Below are 22,131 nucleotides of genomic sequence, written 5' to 3' on the forward strand. Positions count from 1 at the left end.
ATGATGAAGTGGTATATGAACTTAACCAGTGAAATCAATCACTAACTCGCCAATTCACCAATTAAAAAATCAATCACTAATTCACTAACTCGCTAATTCACAATTCATAAAAAGGTAACAATTATTTTACGCGAATTGCCCATTGCGTAATTTATCCTATACTTGCTGTAAATAATAAACTGACCTCAAAGATGAAATTAAACCTGTTAGCCGGTTTCGCACTGGCTTGTATGGCTGTGACCACTGTTAGCCAGGCGCAGCAAACACCAGCCGGGCAAACGCCGCCGGCCAGTACAACTCCGCCGGCTGCACCTGTACCAGCCGCTCCGCCGGCATCCAACTATGATTATCACGACGCATTTGGCCCGTATTTTTATGGCAAAAATGGCTCTGAATACCGTGCTTCAGATGGTGAGCCCGGGCCAAAATATTGGCAAAACCGCGCCGATTACCAATTGGCTGCCACACTGAATGACCAAACTAACGAAATTACCGGATCAGAAATTCTTACCTATACCAATAACAGCCCGCAAAAGCTTGGCTATTTGTGGATGAATTTGGAGCAAAACCTCTTCAAACTGGATTCACGCGGAACTGCGATTGTGCCATGGGTAGGCACTAATCCTAAACAGGTAAGCCGTAACTGGGGCCGTGGGCAAGATTTTGATGCGGGCTATAAAATAAAGTCGATCAAGATGCTTGGCCTTAAAGGCGCCGAAACCGATGTGAAATTTTTGATATCGGATACACGGATGCAGGTTTATTTGCCTAAAGAGGTGATGGCTGCAGGTGGTCAGGTGAAGCTGAAGATAGAATATTCTTTTATATCGCCAATGTACGGTTCCGATCGTATGGGCATCCAGGACAGCAAGAACGGAAAGATCTTTCAAATAGCACAATGGTACCCACGCATGTGTGTGTATGACGATGTTTACGGATGGAACACAATTCCGTACAGCGGGCCCGGCGAATTTTACCTCGAGTATGGTGATTTCGACCTCAGTATTACTGCCCCTGCAAACCATATCGTTGTGGCATCCGGTGAGTTGCTTAACCCGCAGGAAGTTTATACCCCAACACAACTAAAACGCTGGGCTGAAGCTGCAAACAGCGAAAAAACTGTAGTTATCCGTTCAGCAAGTGAAGTTACCGATCCGGCATCACGTCCGGCCGGTAAAAAAACACTAACCTGGCACTTTAAAATAAAAAATGCCCGCGACGCCTCATGGGGATCGTCAGCAGCATTTATCATTGATGCTGCTAAAATGGACCTGCCAAGCGGCAAAAAATCTATTGCTATTTCAGCCTACCCGGTTGAAAGCGATGGCGTTGATGCCTGGGCACGCTCTACCGAGTACGTTAAAAAATCTATCGAATACAATTCGAAACAATGGTTTGAGTTTCCTTATCCCGCTGCTACTGCCGTTGCCGGTATAGTTGGTGGCATGGAATACCCTGGTATTGTTTTCTGCGGAGCGGGTGCTAAAAAAGGAAGCCTGTGGGGTGTAAATGATCACGAGTTTGGCCATACCTGGTTCCCAATGATCGTAGGCTCGAACGAGCGTATGTACGGCTGGATGGATGAAGGTTTTAATACCTTTATCAATACCCTGTCGACTGCTGATTTTAATAACGGCGAGTATTACAGAAAAGGCGGCAATATGCACCGTGCAGGCGCAGCCTTCACCGCCCCTGGCTTGGAACCAATGCTGAGTCAGCCGGCAAATCTTAAGGAAAGAAATACAGGTACCCTGCTATATTCAAAACCAGGCGCGGGCCTTACGATGCTGCGTGAGGTAATACTGGGACATGATCGTTTTGATTTTGCATTCAGAACATACATTGCTAAATGGGCCTTTAAACACCCTACACCTGATGACTTCTTCCGCACTATGGAAAATGCAGGCGGCGAAAATTTACAATGGTTTTGGAGAGGCTGGTTTATTAATAACTGGCGTTTGGATGTGGCTGTTCGCAGCGTTGACTATGTGGATAATGATCCGTCGAAGGGCGCGTTCATTACTATTGACAACCTGGAGAAAATGGCCATGCCTGTGATTCTGGAAATTAAAACGGTTAGCGGTAAAACAGATCGCGTAACATTACCGGTTGAAATCTGGGAACGTAACAACTCATGGAAGTTTAAATACCCATCGACAGAAGCTATCCAGTCGGTAACTTATGATCCGGATAAAGTATTGCCTGATTTTAATGAGGCAAATAATACGTGGACTAAACAATAGTTAATTAGAGACTAGATATTAGAAGGAAGCCCGGTGAAAGCCGGGTTTCTTGTTTTCTGCAGATATTAAACCATGAGCTTGTGCTTATACAGGCGTTTGTAAAATGTTTAAGTAAAAACTTTTATACAACCAAATAGGTTTATCTTAACAGAGTAATTCATCTGCCATGAAAATTAGATATATTTTGATCGTGCTGTTAGGGTTAATAGCCGGATCAGCAAGCGCACAGGACATTTTAAAGGGAACCGTTACCGAAAGCGGGAGCGGCAATAAACTGTCGAACGTTTTTATCAGGGATAACGCAAGTAAGCAATTGGGGCTTACGGATAAGGACGGAAATTTCAGTATTAAAACAGCGACAGGTCATCTAATTATTTTCGATTCGCCGGGTTATGTTTCTGATACATTATTTGTGGTGGACATGACTGCTAAAAAAATAGTGCTTACTACTAAGACAATTGCCTTACGGGAAGTTACCATCAACTCCACCAGGGCTGCCTTTGATCCGCACACGGAATATCCTGAGGTGTACGAAAAGAGCAAGCTGTATGTATTGTCGCCTACCACATGGTTTGGTAAGGACGCAAGGGACGCCCGCAGGCTTAAAAAGTATTTTAAAACCGAACAGGAACAACGCCAGGTTGATGCTGCATTTACGCGGACCTATGTGGGCAGTATTGTGCCACTAAAAGGCAGCGATCTGGATGATTTTATGGTGATGTATAGGCCCAGTTATGCTTTTATAAAAAGTAACGATGCCCGCTCATTGGCTGTTTATATTAACGATAGCTACAAGAAATTTGAGGCGCTGCCACCTGAAAAACGCAAGGTGCAAGCGCTTACCACCGGTCCGGTAACGAATTAAAGCGAGGAGGCGGGAGCTCGGAATCTGGAAGGAATAAGTACTTGTCTCACCGGTTGTATCCTGCCATTAATGCCAAAACAATTTCCAATTCATAGCGGTTATATCTAAAAAATCTACCACTATGAAAAAGAGAGTTATAACTATGATTTTACCTACCGCAGCGTGCGCAATAATAAGCACAAGCTGTGATCCGCCACGCCATTTAAAACCACCACCGCCGCCGCCGGGGGCTCATTAAGATGGGATTACACTGATTGGAGTATGATTACACCGATTGATAAGGAGGGATTAATCCTATCAACAATCGGTGTAATCACTTCCTCAAATCGGTGCAATCAAAAAACTTACATTACATCACCCCAGGTATTTTTATCTTTCAGCATAACTTCTCTCAATAGCCGTATTTGTGGCATTCCATGGTCTAGTACCTCGTCATGGAACTTTTTGAGAGAGAAATTTGACCCTTCCTGCTTTTCATAATCAGCACGTAGCTTCAGGATCTCCAGTTTCCCAATCGTATAAAATAAATAACCCGGATCAAAAGTGCCGCGCAGTGCCTCCTGACGGGATGGCTTATCGCCCTGGTACCAGTTGTCCATGAAAAATTTGGTGGCGTCATCCACGTTCATTCCCTGGCAATGGGTTTTTATAGATACGCATAAACGGCATAAACGTAATAATGCATCGCCCGATTGGGTAAGCCTGTATTTGGCCGCCTTAACCGTATCGCCGTTGTGGCCATAACCGGCATCTGCCATCATTTTTTCGCAGTAATGTGCCCATCCCTCTACGTAGGCATAGCTGTTGAAAATTTTCTCAACCCTTGTAGCCGAAGACGCATTCAGATGTAAAAACTGGGTATAATGACCTGGATATGCTTCGTGAATAGTGATATTATCAGTTGTGTAATAATCAAATTGACGCAGCCAGTCTTCCTTTTGTTTTGGTGTCCATTTCGGATCGACAGGGGTGATGTAATAAAATGCTTCGGTAGCTTTAGTTTCAAACGGGCCCGGATCATCGTTTGATGCCGTGCTGGTTGCCCGGGCAAATTGCGGGGTTTCCTCAACTTTTAAGTTAATTTTTCCAGGCATCGATACAATGTTTTTATCGGTGAGGAATTGGCGGATCGCTTCTACGTTTTTCCTTGCCTCCGGAATAAGGTTTTCGGCAGTTGGGTGTTCCTTTTGCAGATCATGATATACTTCTATCGGTTTTTTGTTGGGATCGATAGTTTTTGCAGCAGCGTTAAATACTACCTGTTCCTTTTTTAACTCAGCAAGGCCGATGGCAAGAATCTTTTCAGGTGTTAAAGTAATGCCCTCGCTGTAAAGCAGCATCTTTTTATAGCTGGCCTCGCCAATAGCGTATTTATTGGTTGCCTTTGGCAATTTTACCTTCTGGAGCCATGCAGCATAGCTGTTAATAGCGTCGATGGCATTTTTGTTAACTGTATTGAACACCTTCATCAGCGAATCGTTCTTTACGTCTTTTAAAGCCACCTTCAAATCGCCGCCTAAAAAATCTGTCGACCCATGTGCTATTTCTATAGCCGTCTCGATATAAGGTTTGGCAAGCGAATCTTTAAGATTAATTCTCGCTGCTGCAAATACATTGGGGGCATTTTTTTCGATGGCGATGATTGATTTTAGCCGATCTTCAAGGGGGGCGAAGTTGCGTTTTACATAAATGCTAACGTCAACAGCCCCGGCGTAGGTCATTGGGTTTTTATCGTACGTGCCCATATCCTCAAAATTGAAGATCTCATTCTTTATGGCCGACCGTAAAATGCGGAAATCGTAAAACTGTTTTGTGCTTAACGATGTGGTATCGGTCGCACTCATTTGCTGGTCAAAATCCTTTAGCCGGCCCAGCTCCTTACCCAGCGATTCTTTACTCAAATTTGTTACTTTACCATCATATTGGTGATAGCCCAAAGCCACACCCGTCGCCGGTCGCCATGCCAGGTATCCCGACAGGTAATTGTCAGCCAGTTTTTGAAATGTGGCATCGCCGGATACCGTCGGCGCCGCCGGCTGTGTCTTTTGTTCGCAGCTGAATAGTGCGACGAACGGAATGAGTATAAGGAGTTTTTTCATGCGTTAGATAATTAATTGGCCGTTACTTTTAACGACGATACGATTGATTCGGCCGTTTCCTTCCATTTAGGAAGTAGCTTTTCCGTGCAGTTAAAGCTTAGCAATAGTACCTTGCCGTCAAGGTCGGTAAAAAAGTAGTAGTTAAAAACTGTTTGATCCACGGCGTTACTAATGAATTTAAAATAGCCAACGTTTTTACCGTTAATTGCTCTAACTCCGTCATTCATCCATTTAGCGTCAGGATGCATTTTTTTTAATGAATTGATCTGAAAATCTTTAAATGCACCGATCTGCTCCGGTTTAATAGGCTGGGGGATCAGGCTTATTACAATATTTACTTCGGCATCCTCATCTGTTAATACCAAATTAGGTTTTTGATTTCGATTGGGATACTTTTTATCAAGCATTTCGGCGGACATCGGCTTAAAATCTGCAGGGACAGACAGTTCGATTTTATTATCTAAAAAGCCTTTTTTCTCCAGCTTTATTTGTGCCTTAAGGCAAACCGGGATAAATAGTATAAGTAAAAGAGATTTGAATAATGTGGATTTCATTTTTAAGATAAGTTATCAAGAGGTGGTTAAAATAGGAAAAATTTCTTCAATCATTATTTATTTGGAGAAAGGTTAAGCACGTTCAACGACCAATGCTTAGTTCAGATACTCTGCCGGGATTGGGTTGTTTTTCCTCTCTCCGTCATAGATCCAGCCCATGATCCAGAAGCGCGTGCCATCATAAAACAATTCGATACTGTTGATGCCGCGTTCAATTATTGGTCCGCCCGCTTCATTACGCGATTCATAGGTGCTCCAAACATGGTAAATGGCGCCGAATTTTTCAACCTTGCGCGAGATTTCCCGTTCATCAAAGCCGTCCTTTTCTAATGATGCATCAGACAACCGGTGGTATTCCTTGAGAGTAAGGTAATGCATTGCAGGCTTCCCGCTTTTTGAAACGGAAACGGCGCCAACCAGCACGCCCGGCCAATGGATCAGGCTATCGCGCTCAAAAAACACCTTGCCGCCCTTTTTAACGGTAACCACATCGTAGTAGGCTTTTATAATACCATCTAACGTGCTTACATTATCGCCGTATTTGGTGATAATTTGGGCTGATGTGTTAAAGTTCATCACCACGATCAGCAGGATGGTCAGGAGCAGGATTAATCTTCTCATTTGGTTTTGGGTTGATTATCAAAGATATTGAAAATGGTTCATTAGTTCATTGGTACATTGTGTTTGCTTTTGCTCCTCCGTTGCTGCCGGCTAAGGGGCGGGTAGCACGCCGGCACAGCGTTCCATTTTTGTAAGTGGAACACCCGGAACACTATGAAACATACTCATTATCTGTATGTTTCATTTTTTGAATTCCTTAAAATTACTGATTAATCCTGATTTGAGTTTACATTCGGTCTTGACGAGAGGGAGCATTTTTACCAGCATTCCATCCCGCAAAAAAAATACTTTCCAATATTAAACTCCCCTGACAAACATTCCTTTTGTTAACTGTTATTTTGCCGGTAGAAAGTCTACCTGTAATTGTCCACCCGGCTATTTAAACCCGGGTGGACAATTCATCAACTCAAAAACGTCTATTTATGAAAAACAAAGTTTGGTTTATAACCGGGTGCTCCACCGGGTTCGGCCGCGAACTGGCCAAAGAAGTTTTAACAGCGGGCTATAAGGCAGTAGTAACATCGCGTAAGATTAGCGATGTGGAAGATCTTACCAGGGATTATCCGGACAATGCAATCGCCCTGGCTCTTGACGTTACCAAAGAAGATGAAATTAAAGCAGCCGTTGAAACAGCTTTAAAGCATTTCGGACAAATCGATGTACTGGTAAACAATGCCGGCATCGGTTATTTTGGTGCGATTGAGGAAAGCGAAGAAGATGAGGTTCGCCGTATGTTCGAGATCAATTTCTGGGGATTGGCAGCGGTAACCAAAGCTGTATTGCCAACATTAAGGAAACAGCGCAGCGGGCATATTTTAAATGTAGCCTCTATCGGTGGCCTTGTTGGCTTCCCTGCAGTTGGTTTTTATAACGCGACCAAGTTTGCTGTCGACGGTTATTCTGATGCCCTATCAAAAGAGCTTGCACCACTTGGCATCCATGTTACGGTAATTTGTCCAAGCGGTTTCCGCACCGACTGGGCAGGAAGATCAGCCAATAACAGCAAAATAGTTATAGACGATTACAAAGCAACTGCGGAAGCAAACAAAAACAATATCCGCGGCTACAGCGGCAAACAACCCGGCGACCCGGAACGCGCAGCTAAAGCAATAGTAAAGGCTGTTGAAACGGAGAACCCACCATTGCACCTGTTGCTTGGTAAAGCCGCACTAAAAGGCGCCCGCAACAAGCTTGAGGTTCTGAAGAAGGATTTTGACGCCTGGGCAGATGTTACCGAAGGCGCTGATTTTCCTGAAGGAGAATAAATAGTCATTAGTCACTAATAGGGCGTCATTGCGAGGAACGAAGCAAACTCTACATAGGACAATCACGGACCTTTAATATGCTGAGACCTTACGGCCGCTGATCGGTTGCCACATTGTTTCCCTCCGGGATCTGTATAGTTTAGAGTTTGCTTCGTTCCTCGCAATGACGTTAGGAAATAATCCGCATACAATTAATCCTTTTCATTTTAAAGCTGTCGAACATACAAACACCCGCAGTTTGGGTGTCGACATTAAAAACTTAATATCATGAAAAAGACATTTGTTGCATTTGCATTATTAATAAGCGCTATAGTTACTTTAAGTACAGGTTGTTATGTTGAAGGTGGCGGTGGATACCACCATGGCTATCATCATCATTACCACGGTTATTAAAAAAGATTTTGGTTGGATAAGTGAGTTTGTGTGGAAAGCCCCGACGAAAGTTAGGGCTTTTCTGTTTTTGAGGATTGGGTTGGCCGGCTATAGGAGCACAGGCCATTGGTTTACAACAGCCTGTACCTGGGTTTAATTAATACACAGTTTACTTACTAAATTGCTGTGTTTCCGTTGTATGGTACAAACTGCCGTCCTGCGTTATATCGTCCTGGTAAATCATTACCAGGCGGGTACTGGTAATGGTCTTAACATCCAGGCTTTCACTAAAGGCAGTAGCAATAGAACCATCAGGATTATCAATTTCTGCAAAGTTGAAGGTTATCTTGTTATCACTAATAGTGTAGGTGAAGGTACGCGGGCCGTCGCTCCACACTTTGGTGCCCGTTCCGTCATTTTTAAATGTGAGCGAGATATAACCGGGGATAGCGTAAGTGTGCCAGGCAGCGCCGTCTTTTGTTATTATTTCGGTGTCTGCTTTAGCGGTCCATGTGCCTACAATGGCAACTTTCAGTTCAATCGGAGGTGTGGGTGAGTTCTTTTTGGAGCAGCCAACAATTATTAATGCGGTAACTGCGATAAGTAGGATTTTTTTCATGTAGCTAAAATAATATTAATTTAATTTTTTTGTCAAAAAGCCGCGAAATATCGAAAATTAATTTCGCAAAAACAGTAAATCAACTTCCAGACAACTGATCAATTTTTCGGCATCACAACCATTCAACAATCAAACCGTCAACCTTTCAACACCTCCAACATTTACAACCCTTTCAACCGCTACAACTTTTACAACAAACTTTTTTCAATAACCACTTGAAAATCAAAAAATAAGTCCGTACTTTTGCAGTCCCGAAAAACTGCCCGTCAATTGGCTGGCAGGGGATTAAAAACAAATAAAACAAAAAAAGGAAGAATGCCTACTATTCAACAATTAGTTAGAAAAGGTAGAGTAGCTCTGGTTGACAAGAGTAAGTCACCAGCGTTGGACAGCTGTCCACAGCGAAGAGGCGTATGCACACGCGTGTATACCACTACCCCTAAAAAACCAAACTCAGCAATGCGTAAAGTGGCCCGTGTGCGCCTTACCAACGGAAAAGAAGTTAACGCTTATATCCCTGGTGAAGGTCACAATTTACAGGAACACTCTATTGTTTTGATCCGTGGTGGTCGTGTTAAGGATTTACCAGGTGTACGTTACCACATCATCCGTGGTGCATTAGATACATCAGGTGTAGCCGGCCGTAACCAACGCCGTTCAAAATACGGAACTAAACGCCCTAAACCGGGTCAAGTAGCAGCAGCGCCAACAAAAGGTAAAAAGAAATAATTAAAGGAGGATAGTAATAATGAGAAAGTCAAAACCAAAAAAAAGAATCCTTCTTCCTGATCCAAGATTCAATGATGTTCTGGTAACCAGGTTTGTAAATAACATGATGTATGACGGTAAGAAATCAACCGCATATGCTATATTCTATAACGCTGTTGATATTGTTGAAAAGAAAACCAACGAAAGCGGTTTAGATACATGGAAAAAAGCACTGAACAATGTAATGCCTGCTGTTGAAGTAAAAAGCCGTCGTGTTGGTGGTGCTAACTTCCAGGTGCCTACAGAAGTTCGTCCTGAGCGTAAAGTAGCTTTAGGCATGAAATGGCTGATCAGCTATGCCCGTCGTCGTGGTGAAAAAACCATGATGGAGAAATTAGCAGGTGAGATCATCTCAGCAGCTAAAGGTGAAGGCGCAGCAGTGAAGAAGAAAGAAGATACGCACAAAATGGCTGAGGCTAACAAGGCGTTCTCACACTTCCGTTTCTAATTAGTGATTGAGTGAATTGGTGAATTAGTGATTTGGTAACATTTTGCTAATCAATGATTCGTTACTTCGCTCTTTCATTCAGACAATTAGTGTTTAGTGCATATAAAACTCACTAACTCACTAATTCACTAATTCAAAAATTAATATGTCAAGAGATCTAAGATATACAAGAAATATAGGTATTGCCGCTCACATCGATGCCGGTAAAACCACAACTACAGAGCGTATCCTGTACTACTCTGGATTTAGCCACAAAATTGGCGAAGTTCACGAAGGTGCAGCTACAATGGACTGGATGGCACAGGAGCAGGAGCGTGGTATCACTATCACTTCAGCTGCTACTACTATCGACTGGAAATATCGTGGCCACCAATACCACATCAACATTATTGATACCCCGGGACACGTGGATTTCACCGTTGAGGTGAATCGTTCATTACGTGTACTGGATGGTTTGGTGTTCTTATTTTCTGCCGTTGATGGTGTTGAGCCGCAATCAGAAACCAACTGGAGGCTTGCAAATAACTACAATGTTGCCCGTATAGGTTTCGTTAACAAAATGGACCGTAGCGGTGCCGACTTTTTAAATGTTGTAAAACAGGTAAAAAGCATGTTAGGCAGCAACGCTGTTCCGCTTCAGTTACCAATTGGTGCAGAAGAGAACTTTAAAGGTGTTGTTGATTTAATTAACTGGAAGGGTATTGTTTGGAATGAGCACGATAAAGGGATGACCTTTACAGAAGTGCCTATCCCTGAGGATATGATCGAAGAAGCAACTGAGTGGAGAGAAAAACTTCTTGAATCAGTAGCTGATTATGATGAGAGCCTGATGGAGAAATTCTTCGATGCTCCTGATACCATCACTGAGCGCGAAGTGCTTGACGCTTTACGTAAGGCAGTATTGGATGCTAAGATCGTTCCTATGGTTTGCGGTTCATCGTTCAAAAACAAAGGTGTACAAACCATGCTTGACTATGTGATGGAATTACTTCCTTCACCTATGGACGTTGAAGGTATTGTTGGTACAAACCCTGATACAGGCGAAGAAATTGTTCGTCAGCCATCAGAAAAAGAACCATTTGCTGCATTGGCGTTTAAAATTGCAACCGATCCTTTCGTAGGTCGTTTGTGCTTTATCCGCGTTTACTCAGGTAACCTTGAAGCTGGTTCATATATCCACAACATGCGTTCAGGTAACAAAGAGCGTATCAGCCGTATCTTCCAGATGCATGCTAACAAGCAAAACCCTATCCCTAACGTAGGTGCAGGTGATATTGCTGCGGTAGTCGGCTTTAAGGATATTAAAACAGGTGATACCCTTTGTGACGAGAAACACCCGATCGTTCTTGAATCGATGAACTTCCCTGAGCCGGTTATCGGTTTAGCTATTGAGCCTAAAACTCAGGCCGACGTAGATAAATTAGGTATGGCTTTAGGTAAATTATCTGAAGAGGATCCTACATTCCGTGTAAATTCTGACGAAGAAACCGGCCAGACTGTAATTTCAGGTATGGGCGAGCTTCACTTAGATATCATCATGGACCGCTTAAAACGTGAGTTTAAAGTGGAAGTTAACCAGGGTGCTCCGCAAGTTGCATACAAGGAAGCTATAACCGGTACTGTACAGCACCGTGAAACATACAAGAAACAAACCGGTGGTCGTGGTAAATTTGCCGATATCCAGGTTGTTCTTTCGCCGAATGACGAAGGTAAGGAAGGCTTACAGTTTGTGAATGAAATTTCAGGTGGTTCAATTCCACGTGAGTTTATTCCATCTGTTGAAAAAGGCTTTGCTGCTTCAATGGCAAATGGTGTATTGGCAGGTTATCCGTTAACCAGCTTAAAGGTTCGTTTGATTGATGGTTCATTCCACGCAGTCGATTCGGATGCGCTATCTTTCGAGTTAGCTGCTAAGATGGCTTACCGTGAGGCATTGCCAAAATGTAAACCGGTATTGCTTGAGCCAATCATGAAGATCGAGATCTTAACCCCTGAAGAAAACATGGGTGACGTTATCGGTGACATGAACCGTCGTCGTGGCCAACTGTTAGGTATGGATTCACGTGCAGGTGCACAGGTAATTAAGGCTACTGTACCACTTTCAGAAATGTTTGGTTATGTAACCCAGTTACGTACCATCACTTCAGGTCGTGCTACTTCAACCATGGAGTTTGATCACTATGCTGAAGCGCCACGTAACGTACAGGAAGAAGTAGTTGCCAAAGCAAGAGGCAAGAAAGCTGCTGCTAACGCGTAATTAAATTGATTACACCGATTGTAAAATGATTTCACCGATTTTAATCAGTGTAATCTTCCAAAGAATCGGTGTAATCATAAATAATAATAACGTCAATCCTAACAAATAGCTCTTAGGAGGGACAATCAAACAAATCGGTGAAATCATCAGTAAATCGGTGAAATCATCATAACAAAAAAACAAAATGAGCCAAAGGATCAGAATCAAATTAAAATCGTACGATTACAACCTGGTTGATAAATCAGCTGAAAAGATCGTAAAGACAGTAAAGCCGACAGGCGCTGTAGTAAGCGGACCGCTTCCATTACCAACTGAAAAGAAAATTTTCACGGTATTGCGTTCACCGCACGTAAACAAAAAGGCACGTGAGCAATTTCAATTATGCTCATACAAACGCTTATTGGATATCTACAGTTCAAACTCAAAAACTGTTGATGCTTTAATGAAGCTTGAATTGCCAAGCGGTGTTGAAGTTGAGATCAAGGTGTGATAGTACCGGAAGATCAGATATTTTAGAGAGGCCATTCTGTAAAGAGTGGCCTTTTTTGATTGGTTATAAACCATGCGTCATTGCGAGGAACGAAGCAACCTCTACGCAGGACATTCAAGGATTCTAGTGTTTATGGTGACCTGAATGTGGCTAATAGGTTGCCACAAAATTTTTGCTTCGTTGATTTGCATGCGTAGAGGTTGCTTCGTTCCTCGCAAGGACGAGTTTGTTATGGATGAAGAAAGTATTCATCTGCACCGTCCACGCAAAATCTTTCAATAAACCCCATCCGGTGCCTGGTAATCCAAAATAAATTCAGCAACCTGTTTCTGTTCGTCGCTGTTTAATTTATCACCTTTATATTCCCAGTATTCTTTGTCCTTATCTACAATTATTTCGCCTAAAAAGCTGGTGCCTTTTATGTCATGCGGCTCAGGTACAACTTCGCTGTCCTTGTTCATAAATCTTGCTGCAAATAAATGGTAGCTGCCATTTGCCCAATCGCCTTTTTCGTTAACTATTTCCAGCTCACGTTCGTTGGTAATATCTGTTCCTGTTTTTATAATAACCATGTGTTGTATTTATATACAAGGTAATACACGGATAACTATAACTTGTTTCAATAAATGGCGGTTAAAGGCACGCCCAGGTATATTTTTGCAAAAAAAGCTTCTTTCAGTCACATTCCATGCAACCAATAATTACGTTCAATCGTCTTAGCATCATGAAGTACCTTATAACCTTTTTACTCTTATCATTTATTTTTAGCGTTGAATTAGCAACGGCGTCAGCTATTGATACTGTGCCAAAGGAAAAACAGTATTCAAAAAAAGAACTTTCCGATGATGTAAGCTATCTCGTACATAGCATAACAGATGTACATCCGAACATGTACCATAGCATCACCCCAAATCAATATAAAAAACTAACGGATAGCGTGCTGGCAAACCTGCACGATGGCATGACGGCAAAACAAGCATGGCCATTAATAGGTCGCCTGATCGGGGCGCTTAATGAGGGACATAGCAGCCTTAATTTTCCGGAAAATTTAACAGCTACGCTTAAGGCCGGCAGGAATATTTTGTTCCCGGTATTGATCAGTGAGTTTGACGGGCAGTATTTTATAGTCCGGGCTGATGGTTCCGCGGAGGATGTTCTTTTAACGGGTGATAAGATAATCAGCATCAATGGTATAAGTTCGTCAAGACTGGTGGATCTGTTAAGCTCAAATACCGGCGGGCTTAAGCTATGGCGCAGTAATGATATTTGCCGTAATATGATCCCTTACCTCGAAATGTATAATATTCATGGCCCTTATCATATCACCTATACCAGGGGAGGCAAACTTGACAGCACAAGCTTAAAGGCAGTTTCGTTTCCCGATTACGTAGGCCATCTGAAGGCTAAGGCCGGCAAACTGCCTAAGGCGCCGGTTACCGCTGATCTTGCGTTTAATTACCTTGAGGGTAATAAAGCATATCTTGGTATCAATTCCCTTACAGCCGACACCGCTAAGTTTAAACATTTTCTTGATTCGGTATTTACCTCCATCAAGCAAACTAAACCAGCTTCATTGATTATCGATCTAAGGCGAAATGGTGGCGGCAACTCCGCATTAGGCGCAATGCTGTTAGGCTATATCACCGATAGACCCTTCCGCATGACCGGCGGCGTAAAATGGAAGGTAAGCCAGGAATATAAGGATGAGCTGAATAAGCGTTCGAATGGCGATGCGGCTAAGCAAATGGATTATTACTTCAGCAAGGCAAACGGATCCGTTCTGGAAGATGACGGGGTTGCCCCGCAAAAACCGGCAAAGAACGACCTGTTTTATAAAGGTAAGGTTATTGTGCTCATTGGGTCCAGAACTTTTTCGAGCGCCAATATGCTGGCTAACACCATACAGGACTATAAACTGGCAACGCTTGTGGGAGAGCCTTCGGGTGAACCGGCAAACGATTATGGCGAGCTGATCACCATAAAGCTTCCGAATACAGGTTTTACATTTACCACCTCGGTAAAGCAATTTGTACGGGCAAACGGCGATGCTAAAGATCCTCACCCGGTTTTACCTGCTTACACAATCCACGGTGCCCCCTTAACTCCGGCTGACGAGGTGCTTGAATTCGCGAAGAAATTGTAAGTCAGGGAGAATTCCTGCACCGGAGTTGTTGCGGGATTGATTTTGTAAGTTTACTTTGCGGGTCAATTACTGGCAGTGGGATACTTACAACGTCACAAGGAAAAATTATTTGCCGAAATAACCACTATTCCTGAGATAGTGCGGGGTTCGTATTTTCCTGCGCTTGACGGGCTTAGAGGCGTAGCTGTAATGATGGTAATCCTTTATCATTTCGGCGCGAATCGTTTTTTAAGGCCATTTCATATCCTCATCAATGGCGATATGGGGGTTGATATTTTCTTTGTGATCAGCGGGTTTTTGATCACAACCCTTTTGTTAAAGGAGAGGGTAATATATGGACGAGTCTCGTTGAAGCGCTTTTACATCCGGCGAGCCTTTAGGATAATACCCGCGGCGTACCTGTTTTTGATAGTCATGATCATCCTGGCCCTGTTTTTTAAATACGGGGTTTCCGCTTCAGATTTTATTGCTTCATTCCTGTTTTATAAAAATCTGCCCTATTGGGAGGAACCATACATGGGGCATTTTTGGTCGCTGGCGGCTGAGGTGCAGTTCTATCTTATCTTTCCCTTCCTGTTAACCTTAAATGTTAACCGCTACCTGGTGATTATCGGTTCGATAGTGCTGGTGATGCCATTAATATCGATCATGGGATATTACCATGCTGATTTTTTATTTAGCAATCATTTTATACAAATGATTACTAAAATCACGATGTACACCTTTTGGAAAGGACCGTTTATAATTTTGATCGGATCGCTGTTTGCTGTTTTGTTATTTAAAGGAGTTATAAAAATTAAAAAGCAGGGGGGGAATTACCTGTTAAGTTTTATCCTTTTAATTATTGCGATAACCATCAGTTCCACATCCTTTACCTTTTACACCAAATATGCATCGGAATACTTGTCGGCGATACTTATTGGCTGGGTAATTCTGCTTAACCTGGGTAAGCGTAATTTACTGTCGGCAGTTTTAGGAAGCCAGGTTTTGGTTAAAATCGGGGTGATATCCTATAGCTTATACCTATGGCAGCAATTATTTATAGGGAATAGGTTTCGCCTCCAATGGGTAACTCATTTGCACACTACCTTACCTGCCGTGCTAATACTTATTAAGCTGGCATCGCTTTTTATGATTGCCTTTGCATCTTATTATTTTGTCGAAATGAGATTTTTAAAGATCAAGTATAAATACGAACCCGGAGGGAAACCTAAATCCCTTTGAAATACATATACTTGAAATTGTATATTATTTCGTTGAACTTATTTGTAAAATCCTGGCCTATGTTACCGTAAAACCTTTCGCCGGGAGTGATTGGCTTTGTGAGGATGCTCATGCTATCAACATTTACACTTTTGTTCCCAACAGCCAGGTTGAATTTTGGAAGTATGTAAACCTCCTTCTTTTGTGCACCACCAGCTCCGCCAAACCCAACTGTTTTTTTAACCGCGCTTTTTATAATCTTGGCTTTATACTTTTGGAAGTAAGCAGCATAAAGCGTAGATGAACTGGCGCCGGAATCAAAATGAAAATCTAAAGTGTCGTTACCGGATTTTAAAGCGATAACCGGGTCAAGCCCGTCAAGGGCAAAATTATGCAAATCGCTTTTGACCGGAGTTAGCGGAATAGTCATATTTCCATTGTGGAAAATATGAACTTCCTGCAATTGCTCGATAACCGGGAAGCCAATAATTATATTCAGCTGGAATTTTATAGGTGCGATATAAAGGATACTGTCGGGCATCACCTGGAAAACTACATTCTTCACCAGCACGTCGCCAATGCGCAGGCTATCAGCTATTCCCATGCCGGTTTTAAACTGGATGCCGGTTGCGCCGCTCCCCTCGTTGTATGAAACATCAAGGATATGCAGGCCTAACTTTTAGCATAAGTTTGGGTAATAGACGAAATATTGGCCCTTGTATCAAAGATACCTTCAAATGTTTGCGAATTGGTTTTAAATGGTATTTCGATAAGGCCGATCTTGTCCTTCTTCCAGGGTATGGTAGTATTGCTTTTTATAATCGTTTGCTGCGCTGGTATATTTTTAAGTGCATTACGGATCAGCAGATCATTATTAATGTCGTCGATAACATCCTTGCGGAGGGCATGTTTGTAAAGTTTTAGTATGTTGCTATCACATTGTGCAGCCTTTGCATATTGATAGGTCTTAAAAAAGCTATCGCCCTGCAGCTGTTTTAAATTGGATTTTATTGAATCAGGAAATTGAGAACTCGTTTGTTTTAAAAGGGAGTCAACATCCTTTATGCATTCTTCATTGCGATTAAAGACATTATCGAGATATGATTTGAAATATAATCGATTACTATCGTCGAGGCTATCGGCCAATAACTTGAATTTTGCATCAAGCTTAAAATATTCGTTTTTATCCAGCAGATCTTTTAACTTTTTAACGGAGCCTGGATTGTTTGAAGGTCTGGTGCAGCCGGCAATACCCGCAACTATGGCGATAAGGAATAAGTGATATTTTGAGATCATAGTATTGCTTTGATTAAGCAATCCGACGTTTTGTTACAAGAGGAAGGATCGGTTTACCAACTACTTAAAGATTAAATTCGTCCTTTGTTCCCAAAAAATTGAGCCAAACGCCCTCTAATTCATCAACTATTTGTGGCCTGATGGATATGCCTGACGCTTGCGGCGTCCAGTTTTGCTCAGCAAGGTTGCCGGTTTTTAAAATATCCATACTAAGTATCGACTCTTTAACAGGGTTGAGTAAAACATCAAGCGCAATTGTAATGCGGTAATAATGCCTGCCATTACGATACGCCGGGTACGGTGCAGATGCTATAAAGCCCGACGCGAAAATTCCTCTCGGCTCAACACCCAGCCGTATCATATAGGCCCTGTCGCCGGGTTGTATGCTTTTGTGGCTGATTACGCTCCAGTTATCTTCCAGCTTACCGGTTGTTTTAAGTTTTTGGATATCATCATCCAATTCCCGCCATTCCCATTTAACGGGGTTCCATCCAAACAGGTAAGCCTTCATACAAGGTGGATATTATGATCTCCCCATTAGTTCATCTACCTTGTTGCGTTCGGTTTGCAGTTCGCGGGCAAGCTTCTTTTCCTTCTCGTTGGCTTTCGCTTTGTAGGTTTTAAACTCTTCTTCCAACTCGTTGTATAAGTTTATCCTGTACCTTGCTTCGCGGCTGTGGCTGCCTGAACGTAAAATTACTACTGCAGCTGTAGCGCCCAATACAATCACCAGTCCCCACATAATGAGGTTGTAAACTGATTTATCGATGTAAATTCCTAAAAAATTTACAGAATTAACCCTTGCATTTGATTGTGCAAGCGATTTTTCTTTTTCAGTTACATTACTTTGCAGGTCGTTAGCAGTTTTTGTTTGAGCGGCAAGCTTTGCTTCAGCTTCTTCCCGTTTACGGCGCTCAACATTTATTGTATCCTTTAAATTTTTATAAAATGAAGTAATAAAAGGTTCCTGGACGTGATATGTTTTAATTAAAAGATACTTGTACTGTCCGCTTATTGATTTATCACGCATAAGGATCGTATCTTCCTTGGTTGGCTTGCGAAATTTGAAAGTTCTTACCTGTGGTGGTTTAACCTGTACAGGTGCAGGTTTAACAGCAGGCGTTTGCACAATGGCTTTATTTATAGGCGTAAAAGCTTCAATGCCTTTAGAAAAGACCGGTGCAGTTCCCAAGGAAATCAGCGTTATAATGGTGAATAATCTTACAATAAAAAGGTTCTTCATAGTATAAATTTGGTTCAACAATATTAACAAAACAGGTCTTTTAAGGTTTTTATTGTCTTAAAAGGCCCTTTTATAAAAGCGAATGTAAGGTTTAGTACGGAATTTTGCTACTCATACTTATATTAGCAGCATGAATATAGGCATTATTGGCTTAGGTGATATGGGGCGGTTATACGCCAAGGCGTTTGCCGATGCCGGCTACCCGGTATGCGGCTGCGACCTGCCCGAAAACCGCGCCCGGCTTGAAGAAGAGCTCGATCCATACCATATAAAAATTATGGATAGCGGCATGGATGTGTCACGAATCAGTGACCTGATCATCTATTCAGTTGAGGCTGATAAGATGTTGCAGGTAGTAGCTGAATGCGGCTCATCTACTAAATATGGCGCTATAGTAGCGGGCCAAACTTCGGTTAAAACCCCGGAAATAGAGACATTCGAAAAATACCTGCCTGCCGATGCGCAGATCGTTACCTTTCACGGGATGCACGGGCCGGGCTTTAAGCCTAAGGGGCAAACGCTCATACTGATTCGTCACCGTGCTGATGACGAGGCCTACCAGCGAATGCTGGACCTGTTTGCCGCCATAGGCTCTGAAATTGTTGAAATGGCCGATTACCATGAGCACGATAAAATTGTAGCCGATACGCAAGCGGTAACCCATGTTGGGTTCGAAAGCATGGGCACCGCATGGAAGGCAGCCGGATTTTTCCCCTGGGAAAACGCATCGTATATAGGTGGCATTGATAATGTAAAGATCCTGACCACGCTGCGCATCTTTAGCTATAAGGCACACGTGTATGCAGGGCTTGCTATTCTTAACCCTTATGCAAGGCAGCAGGTTAAGCGCTATGCCATATCCGAGTCGGAACTGTTTAAGCTGATGATAAAGGAAGAGGAAGAGGAGTTTAGATCAAGGCTTTACCGTGCCCGCGATTTTGTGTTTCATGAAAGCCGCAAACCAATTATGCTGAGTGATAAAGTAATGAAGGAGTTTTCACTGTCACAACACCACGAACTGCAAAAGCCAAACTCGCACCTTAGTATATTAAGTATGGTTGATGCATGGTACCATTTAGGCGTAAATCCTTATGATAACCTGATTTGCCAAACCCCGCCATTCCGCCTGCGTTTAGGCATTGCGGAATATTTGTTTAAAAACGAAGAGTTGCTGGAAGAATCATTGGAGACGGCTCTATACGATAAAACCATCCGCGGGGACGATTTGGAATTCCATTCGGCGGTGCGGGAATGGTCGTCAATTATCGGGCATGGCGACATGCAGGGCTATAAGAAGCAGTTTAATGAAGTTCAAGCTTTTTTCCAGGGCAGGCTTGAAGAAGGTAATAAACAGAGCGCTGAACTGATAAGAAGGTTGATGACTGAATAAACCGATGATTATTTATGATTGAATGGTTTCATAATTTATTATGCTGACTAGCGAAATGAGATTTATAAAATAATAGTGTAGATTTGTACGTTATAAGGTACATTTAAAAGTACAAACAATGAAAGCGATCACTATATCATCTTTAAGAACAAAAATGAAGGCTTACTTTGATGGAGTAAGCCGTTCGCAGGATGTTATTGTTATACCCAGAAATAATAACGACGATGACGCCGTGGTGATCATTTCGATAAAAGAATACAACTCCCTAAACGAAACCGCCCATCTGCTATCTACGGCTGCGAACCGGAAAAGACTGGAGGAATCTATAGATCAGCTTAATTCCGGAACCATGGTTCCCTACTCTTTTGATTGAGATTTGAACAGGAGTTGGGATGAATACAGAGTTTACAAAAAACGGGTGGGAGGATTTCGAATACTGGATAGAAAATGATCCGGAAACGGTTAGCAAAATTCGCGATCTGATCAAATCAATTAAGCAGACACCATTTGTTGGTTTAGGAAAACCAGAACCCTTAAAGCATGGGCTCAAAGGATTCTGGTCGAGAAGAATAACAGGAGAACATTGGTTGGTCTATCAAATCTCAGGCACAAAAGGCCTCGATCAAAAATGCTCTATTATTCAATGCCGGTTTCACTACAGCGATAAGTAAACCGCACTTCATCAATATCATCAGTCAAATCATTTACCTGCCGCTGCAAACAACGTCCAAGGATATGCCTTCATATCCCTTAAATATTTACCCTGGGTTTTAAAATATTCCGGATGTTTTTTGAAGAACGGTGTTGCTAAGAAATCAGCACCGCCCGGATGTCCCATGTGTGCCCATAGCTGCATTTTATTGGCTAAATTGGTGGTAGTTACTTTCCCTTGCACAGCGCCCATCGGGAAAAAAGCCGGTTCATTAAATTCCCTGCATCCCAAAGGATCTTCTTCTACGTGGCCATCAATAACACAGCGGTCATACGCATTTTTGTTGTTTAACGCATCATAAGTATCTCCCTCAATGGTTTTGCCGGTAGTGTCAGTCAGTTTGCCTTTATAATCTGTATAAACTAATTTTTCCATACGCTTCCTGCGTGCATTTGGCGAGGTAGTTTTATCATTTACATCAAAAGTGGTTTCTTCCTTGATCAGTTTGGGGTCGATAGCGAAATTTGAACCAATGATAGCAGTATCTTTCGAGCGCCATACCTTAAAGTTCTTGAGCCCGAGTTCCAGTTTCGCAACCTCATTTGTTTTGGTGTCACCAATCAGCCAGTCATTGGCATAGCCACCATTGTTGTCGGTTGTCATAATTTTTACAAAATCATCAATGCTGTTGGCGTACTGGGCGGCCCTGCGGGCACGTACAAATTCAGCTGTTTTTGTAGTATCATAGCCTTTAAATTGAGTTATGGTAGTTTCGGTGATCAATACACCGCTTTTGCTTACTACAAAATCGTCTCCGCTGTGAATAAATCCCGGGCCGGTGTCCATTAATATTTCATAACCTTTCTCAGGTTTTATATCAACTATTTCATTCCAGCGTTCACCGACAATATAATCGGTCCAGTTATTATGGGCGATCACAATTTTATGATCTTTTGTAAAACTGCCGGTTGCGATAAAGGCGCTGCAATTGCCGGGTGCCCGGTTGTCGCCGCTGCCGGGTTTAATTTTGTTCATTAAGGTAGGCACATAATATCCCGGAAGCTCATAATAAGCATTCAACGCGGTAACATCAAGCGAATCATATTTAAAGCCTTTAGCCTGGAGGCCCTCGGCAATTCCCTTCATTTCATCCTGGTATTCCTTATCAATTTTTTTCCATAAAAACCTGGCGGAAGCGCCACGATAAAATTCCCAGGTTTTACCGCTGCTGGTTGGCAGGTAATATTGCAGCACCTTAATTAAGGTATCTATTTCTTTTGCCGAAAGGAAGCCGTGCTGATAACCAATATCGGCAGGTGAGCCGGCCAGGTGCAGGTAGATCCAGCCGTTCTTGTCTTCGCGGGTGGCGCTGCCAAGGCGGTCGTGTTTTTTAGGAGTTTCTTTACAGCTGAAAAGTGTGGTTGCTAATAATATAGCAATAAGGATTTTTAAAGTGGATTTCATTTTGAGTCAGTTAGTTAGCGATGGCTGAATTTAAGAAAACTTGTGAAGTTTTCAAAACTTCGATTTCTATGATCTATGCAAGTAATTTATGATAATTATTTTCGTATGCTCGATTTTGATTAACGCAGGCAAAAACACG

Annotated in this window: 23 protein-coding genes; 13 read left to right on the forward strand and 10 right to left on the reverse strand. The window is 42.5% G+C overall.

Annotated features, from left to right (window positions below):
* Window positions 1-191: 191 nt before the first annotated feature.
* Entirely contained in the window at window positions 192-2,243 is a 2,052-nt protein-coding gene (locus tag KXD93_RS29580; protein WP_258141170.1) for a M1 family metallopeptidase, read from the forward strand.
* Window positions 2,244-2,409: 166 nt separating this feature from the next.
* Complete coding sequence (locus tag KXD93_RS29585; protein WP_258141171.1) at window positions 2,410-3,108, forward strand: peptidase associated/transthyretin-like domain-containing protein; 699 nt, start codon at window positions 2,410-2,412, stop codon at window positions 3,106-3,108.
* Window positions 3,109-3,452: 344 nt separating this feature from the next.
* Here the strand turns inward: KXD93_RS29585 and KXD93_RS29590 are convergent, their stop codons facing one another.
* The 3 genes from KXD93_RS29590 to KXD93_RS29600 all read right to left on the reverse strand — a co-directional run bounded on the left by KXD93_RS29590 (window position 3,453) and on the right by KXD93_RS29600 (window position 6,382).
* Window positions 3,453-5,207, reverse strand: coding sequence for a DUF885 domain-containing protein (locus tag KXD93_RS29590; protein ID WP_258141172.1), 1,755 nt, complete (start codon window positions 5,205-5,207; stop codon window positions 3,453-3,455).
* An 11-nt stretch (window positions 5,208-5,218) separates the two neighbouring features.
* Window positions 5,219-5,761, reverse strand: a complete 543-nt coding sequence (locus tag KXD93_RS29595; protein WP_258141173.1) for a hypothetical protein — start codon at window positions 5,759-5,761, stop codon at window positions 5,219-5,221.
* A 96-nt stretch (window positions 5,762-5,857) separates the two neighbouring features.
* The gene (locus KXD93_RS29600; protein ID WP_258141174.1) at window positions 5,858-6,382 is read right to left on the reverse strand and encodes a hypothetical protein; all 525 of its coding nucleotides are present in this window, start codon (window positions 6,380-6,382) and stop codon (window positions 5,858-5,860) included.
* A 422-nt stretch (window positions 6,383-6,804) separates the two neighbouring features.
* On the opposite strand from KXD93_RS29600, the gene KXD93_RS29605 reads away from it, so the two are divergent.
* Both KXD93_RS29605 and KXD93_RS29610 read left to right on the forward strand, forming a co-directional pair.
* The gene (locus KXD93_RS29605) at window positions 6,805-7,647 is read left to right on the forward strand and encodes an oxidoreductase (protein ID WP_258141175.1); all 843 of its coding nucleotides are present in this window, start codon (window positions 6,805-6,807) and stop codon (window positions 7,645-7,647) included.
* 267 nt (window positions 7,648-7,914) lie between these two features.
* The gene (locus tag KXD93_RS29610) at window positions 7,915-8,040 is read left to right on the forward strand and encodes a hypothetical protein (RefSeq protein ID WP_258141176.1); all 126 of its coding nucleotides are present in this window, start codon (window positions 7,915-7,917) and stop codon (window positions 8,038-8,040) included.
* A gap of 148 nt (window positions 8,041-8,188) precedes the next feature.
* On the opposite strand, the gene KXD93_RS29615 is transcribed toward KXD93_RS29610, so the two are convergent.
* Window positions 8,189-8,638 (reverse strand): lipocalin family protein, encoded by a 450-nt coding sequence (locus tag KXD93_RS29615; protein WP_258141177.1) that lies wholly within the window; start codon window positions 8,636-8,638, stop codon window positions 8,189-8,191.
* A 315-nt stretch (window positions 8,639-8,953) separates the two neighbouring features.
* Between KXD93_RS29615 and rpsL the strand changes: the two genes are divergently transcribed.
* The 4 genes from rpsL (at window position 8,954) to rpsJ (ending at window position 12,601) form a co-directional block, all read left to right on the forward strand.
* A complete protein-coding gene (gene rpsL / locus KXD93_RS29620; RefSeq protein ID WP_073405808.1) occupies window positions 8,954-9,367 on the forward strand; it encodes a 30S ribosomal protein S12 in 414 nt (137 codons plus the stop codon).
* Window positions 9,368-9,386: 19 nt separating this feature from the next.
* On the forward strand, window positions 9,387-9,854 hold the full coding sequence (gene rpsG, locus KXD93_RS29625; RefSeq protein ID WP_258141178.1) for a 30S ribosomal protein S7: 468 nt from the start codon (window positions 9,387-9,389) through the stop codon (window positions 9,852-9,854).
* Between the two features lie 145 nt (window positions 9,855-9,999).
* A complete protein-coding gene (fusA, locus tag KXD93_RS29630) occupies window positions 10,000-12,111 on the forward strand; it encodes an elongation factor G (RefSeq protein ID WP_258141179.1) in 2,112 nt (703 codons plus the stop codon).
* 184 nt (window positions 12,112-12,295) lie between these two features.
* Window positions 12,296-12,601: a 30S ribosomal protein S10 gene (gene rpsJ / locus KXD93_RS29635; RefSeq protein WP_022830652.1), complete on the forward strand. Its 306-nt coding sequence runs from the start codon at window positions 12,296-12,298 to the stop codon at window positions 12,599-12,601.
* A 275-nt stretch (window positions 12,602-12,876) separates the two neighbouring features.
* Here the strand turns inward: rpsJ and KXD93_RS29640 are convergent, their stop codons facing one another.
* Window positions 12,877-13,173, reverse strand: a complete 297-nt coding sequence (locus tag KXD93_RS29640; RefSeq protein ID WP_258141180.1) for a hypothetical protein — start codon at window positions 13,171-13,173, stop codon at window positions 12,877-12,879.
* 152 nt (window positions 13,174-13,325) lie between these two features.
* On the opposite strand from KXD93_RS29640, the gene KXD93_RS29645 reads away from it, so the two are divergent.
* The gene (locus KXD93_RS29645) at window positions 13,326-14,744 is read left to right on the forward strand and encodes a S41 family peptidase (protein ID WP_258141181.1); all 1,419 of its coding nucleotides are present in this window, start codon (window positions 13,326-13,328) and stop codon (window positions 14,742-14,744) included.
* Window positions 14,745-14,819: 75 nt separating this feature from the next.
* On the forward strand, window positions 14,820-15,968 hold the full coding sequence (locus tag KXD93_RS29650; protein ID WP_258141182.1) for an acyltransferase family protein: 1,149 nt from the start codon (window positions 14,820-14,822) through the stop codon (window positions 15,966-15,968).
* Here KXD93_RS29650 and KXD93_RS29655 read toward each other — a convergent pair.
* From KXD93_RS29655 to KXD93_RS29670, 4 genes are all read right to left on the reverse strand, one after another.
* Window positions 15,955-16,551 carry a pepsin/retropepsin-like aspartic protease family protein gene (locus tag KXD93_RS29655; RefSeq protein ID WP_258141183.1) on the reverse strand — a complete coding sequence of 199 codons (597 nt, stop codon included), beginning with the start codon at window positions 16,549-16,551 and terminating at the stop codon, window positions 15,955-15,957. The two genes, KXD93_RS29650 and KXD93_RS29655, sit on opposite strands and share 14 nt — an antisense overlap.
* Before the next feature lie 68 nt (window positions 16,552-16,619).
* On the reverse strand, window positions 16,620-17,243 hold the full coding sequence (locus KXD93_RS29660) for a hypothetical protein (protein WP_258141184.1): 624 nt from the start codon (window positions 17,241-17,243) through the stop codon (window positions 16,620-16,622).
* A gap of 64 nt (window positions 17,244-17,307) precedes the next feature.
* Window positions 17,308-17,754, reverse strand: a complete 447-nt coding sequence (locus KXD93_RS29665) for a hypothetical protein (protein WP_258141185.1) — start codon at window positions 17,752-17,754, stop codon at window positions 17,308-17,310.
* A 12-nt stretch (window positions 17,755-17,766) separates the two neighbouring features.
* On the reverse strand, window positions 17,767-18,486 hold the full coding sequence (locus KXD93_RS29670; RefSeq protein WP_258141186.1) for a hypothetical protein: 720 nt from the start codon (window positions 18,484-18,486) through the stop codon (window positions 17,767-17,769).
* Window positions 18,487-18,616: 130 nt separating this feature from the next.
* On the opposite strand from KXD93_RS29670, the gene KXD93_RS29675 reads away from it, so the two are divergent.
* From KXD93_RS29675 to KXD93_RS29685, 3 genes are all read left to right on the forward strand, one after another.
* Window positions 18,617-19,876 carry a prephenate dehydrogenase gene (locus KXD93_RS29675; RefSeq protein ID WP_258141187.1) on the forward strand — a complete coding sequence of 420 codons (1,260 nt, stop codon included), beginning with the start codon at window positions 18,617-18,619 and terminating at the stop codon, window positions 19,874-19,876.
* A 118-nt stretch (window positions 19,877-19,994) separates the two neighbouring features.
* Window positions 19,995-20,249, forward strand: a complete 255-nt coding sequence (locus KXD93_RS29680; protein WP_258141188.1) for a type II toxin-antitoxin system Phd/YefM family antitoxin — start codon at window positions 19,995-19,997, stop codon at window positions 20,247-20,249.
* 19 nt (window positions 20,250-20,268) lie between these two features.
* Window positions 20,269-20,547: a Txe/YoeB family addiction module toxin gene (locus tag KXD93_RS29685; protein WP_258141189.1), complete on the forward strand. Its 279-nt coding sequence runs from the start codon at window positions 20,269-20,271 to the stop codon at window positions 20,545-20,547.
* A gap of 29 nt (window positions 20,548-20,576) precedes the next feature.
* Here KXD93_RS29685 and KXD93_RS29690 read toward each other — a convergent pair whose 3' ends face one another.
* Window positions 20,577-21,992 carry a C45 family autoproteolytic acyltransferase/hydrolase gene (locus tag KXD93_RS29690; RefSeq protein WP_258141190.1) on the reverse strand — a complete coding sequence of 472 codons (1,416 nt, stop codon included), beginning with the start codon at window positions 21,990-21,992 and terminating at the stop codon, window positions 20,577-20,579.
* Window positions 21,993-22,131: the final 139 nt, after the last annotated feature.

This window comes from Mucilaginibacter phenanthrenivorans (genome assembly GCF_024721155.1).
Lineage (GTDB): Bacteria > Bacteroidota > Bacteroidia > Sphingobacteriales > Sphingobacteriaceae > Mucilaginibacter > Mucilaginibacter phenanthrenivorans.

Excerpts from the sequence above, each read along its gene's own strand:
- KXD93_RS29580 (WP_258141170.1), top strand. The coding sequence starts at position 192 with ATGAAATTAAACCTGTTAGCCGGTTTCGCACTGGCTTGTATGGCTGTG.
- KXD93_RS29585 (WP_258141171.1), top strand. The coding sequence starts at position 2,410 with ATGAAAATTAGATATATTTTGATCGTGCTGTTAGGGTTAATAGCCGGA.
- KXD93_RS29590 (WP_258141172.1), bottom strand. The coding sequence starts at position 5,207 with ATGAAAAAACTCCTTATACTCATTCCGTTCGTCGCACTATTCAGCTGC.
- KXD93_RS29595 (WP_258141173.1), bottom strand. The coding sequence starts at position 5,761 with ATGAAATCCACATTATTCAAATCTCTTTTACTTATACTATTTATCCCG.
- KXD93_RS29600 (WP_258141174.1), bottom strand. The coding sequence starts at position 6,382 with ATGAGAAGATTAATCCTGCTCCTGACCATCCTGCTGATCGTGGTGATG.
- KXD93_RS29605 (WP_258141175.1), top strand. The coding sequence starts at position 6,805 with ATGAAAAACAAAGTTTGGTTTATAACCGGGTGCTCCACCGGGTTCGGC.
- KXD93_RS29610 (WP_258141176.1), top strand. The coding sequence starts at position 7,915 with ATGAAAAAGACATTTGTTGCATTTGCATTATTAATAAGCGCTATAGTT.
- KXD93_RS29615 (WP_258141177.1), bottom strand. The coding sequence starts at position 8,638 with ATGAAAAAAATCCTACTTATCGCAGTTACCGCATTAATAATTGTTGGC.
- rpsL (WP_073405808.1), top strand. The coding sequence starts at position 8,954 with ATGCCTACTATTCAACAATTAGTTAGAAAAGGTAGAGTAGCTCTGGTT.
- rpsG (WP_258141178.1), top strand. The coding sequence starts at position 9,387 with ATGAGAAAGTCAAAACCAAAAAAAAGAATCCTTCTTCCTGATCCAAGA.
- fusA (WP_258141179.1), top strand. The coding sequence starts at position 10,000 with ATGTCAAGAGATCTAAGATATACAAGAAATATAGGTATTGCCGCTCAC.
- rpsJ (WP_022830652.1), top strand. The coding sequence starts at position 12,296 with ATGAGCCAAAGGATCAGAATCAAATTAAAATCGTACGATTACAACCTG.
- KXD93_RS29640 (WP_258141180.1), bottom strand. The coding sequence starts at position 13,173 with ATGGTTATTATAAAAACAGGAACAGATATTACCAACGAACGTGAGCTG.
- KXD93_RS29645 (WP_258141181.1), top strand. The coding sequence starts at position 13,326 with ATGAAGTACCTTATAACCTTTTTACTCTTATCATTTATTTTTAGCGTT.
- KXD93_RS29655 (WP_258141183.1), bottom strand. The coding sequence starts at position 16,551 with ATGGGAATAGCTGATAGCCTGCGCATTGGCGACGTGCTGGTGAAGAAT.
- KXD93_RS29660 (WP_258141184.1), bottom strand. The coding sequence starts at position 17,243 with ATGATCTCAAAATATCACTTATTCCTTATCGCCATAGTTGCGGGTATT.
- KXD93_RS29665 (WP_258141185.1), bottom strand. The coding sequence starts at position 17,754 with ATGAAGGCTTACCTGTTTGGATGGAACCCCGTTAAATGGGAATGGCGG.
- KXD93_RS29670 (WP_258141186.1), bottom strand. The coding sequence starts at position 18,486 with ATGAAGAACCTTTTTATTGTAAGATTATTCACCATTATAACGCTGATT.
- KXD93_RS29675 (WP_258141187.1), top strand. The coding sequence starts at position 18,617 with ATGAATATAGGCATTATTGGCTTAGGTGATATGGGGCGGTTATACGCC.
- KXD93_RS29680 (WP_258141188.1), top strand. The coding sequence starts at position 19,995 with ATGAAAGCGATCACTATATCATCTTTAAGAACAAAAATGAAGGCTTAC.
- KXD93_RS29685 (WP_258141189.1), top strand. The coding sequence starts at position 20,269 with ATGAATACAGAGTTTACAAAAAACGGGTGGGAGGATTTCGAATACTGG.
- KXD93_RS29690 (WP_258141190.1), bottom strand. The coding sequence starts at position 21,992 with ATGAAATCCACTTTAAAAATCCTTATTGCTATATTATTAGCAACCACA.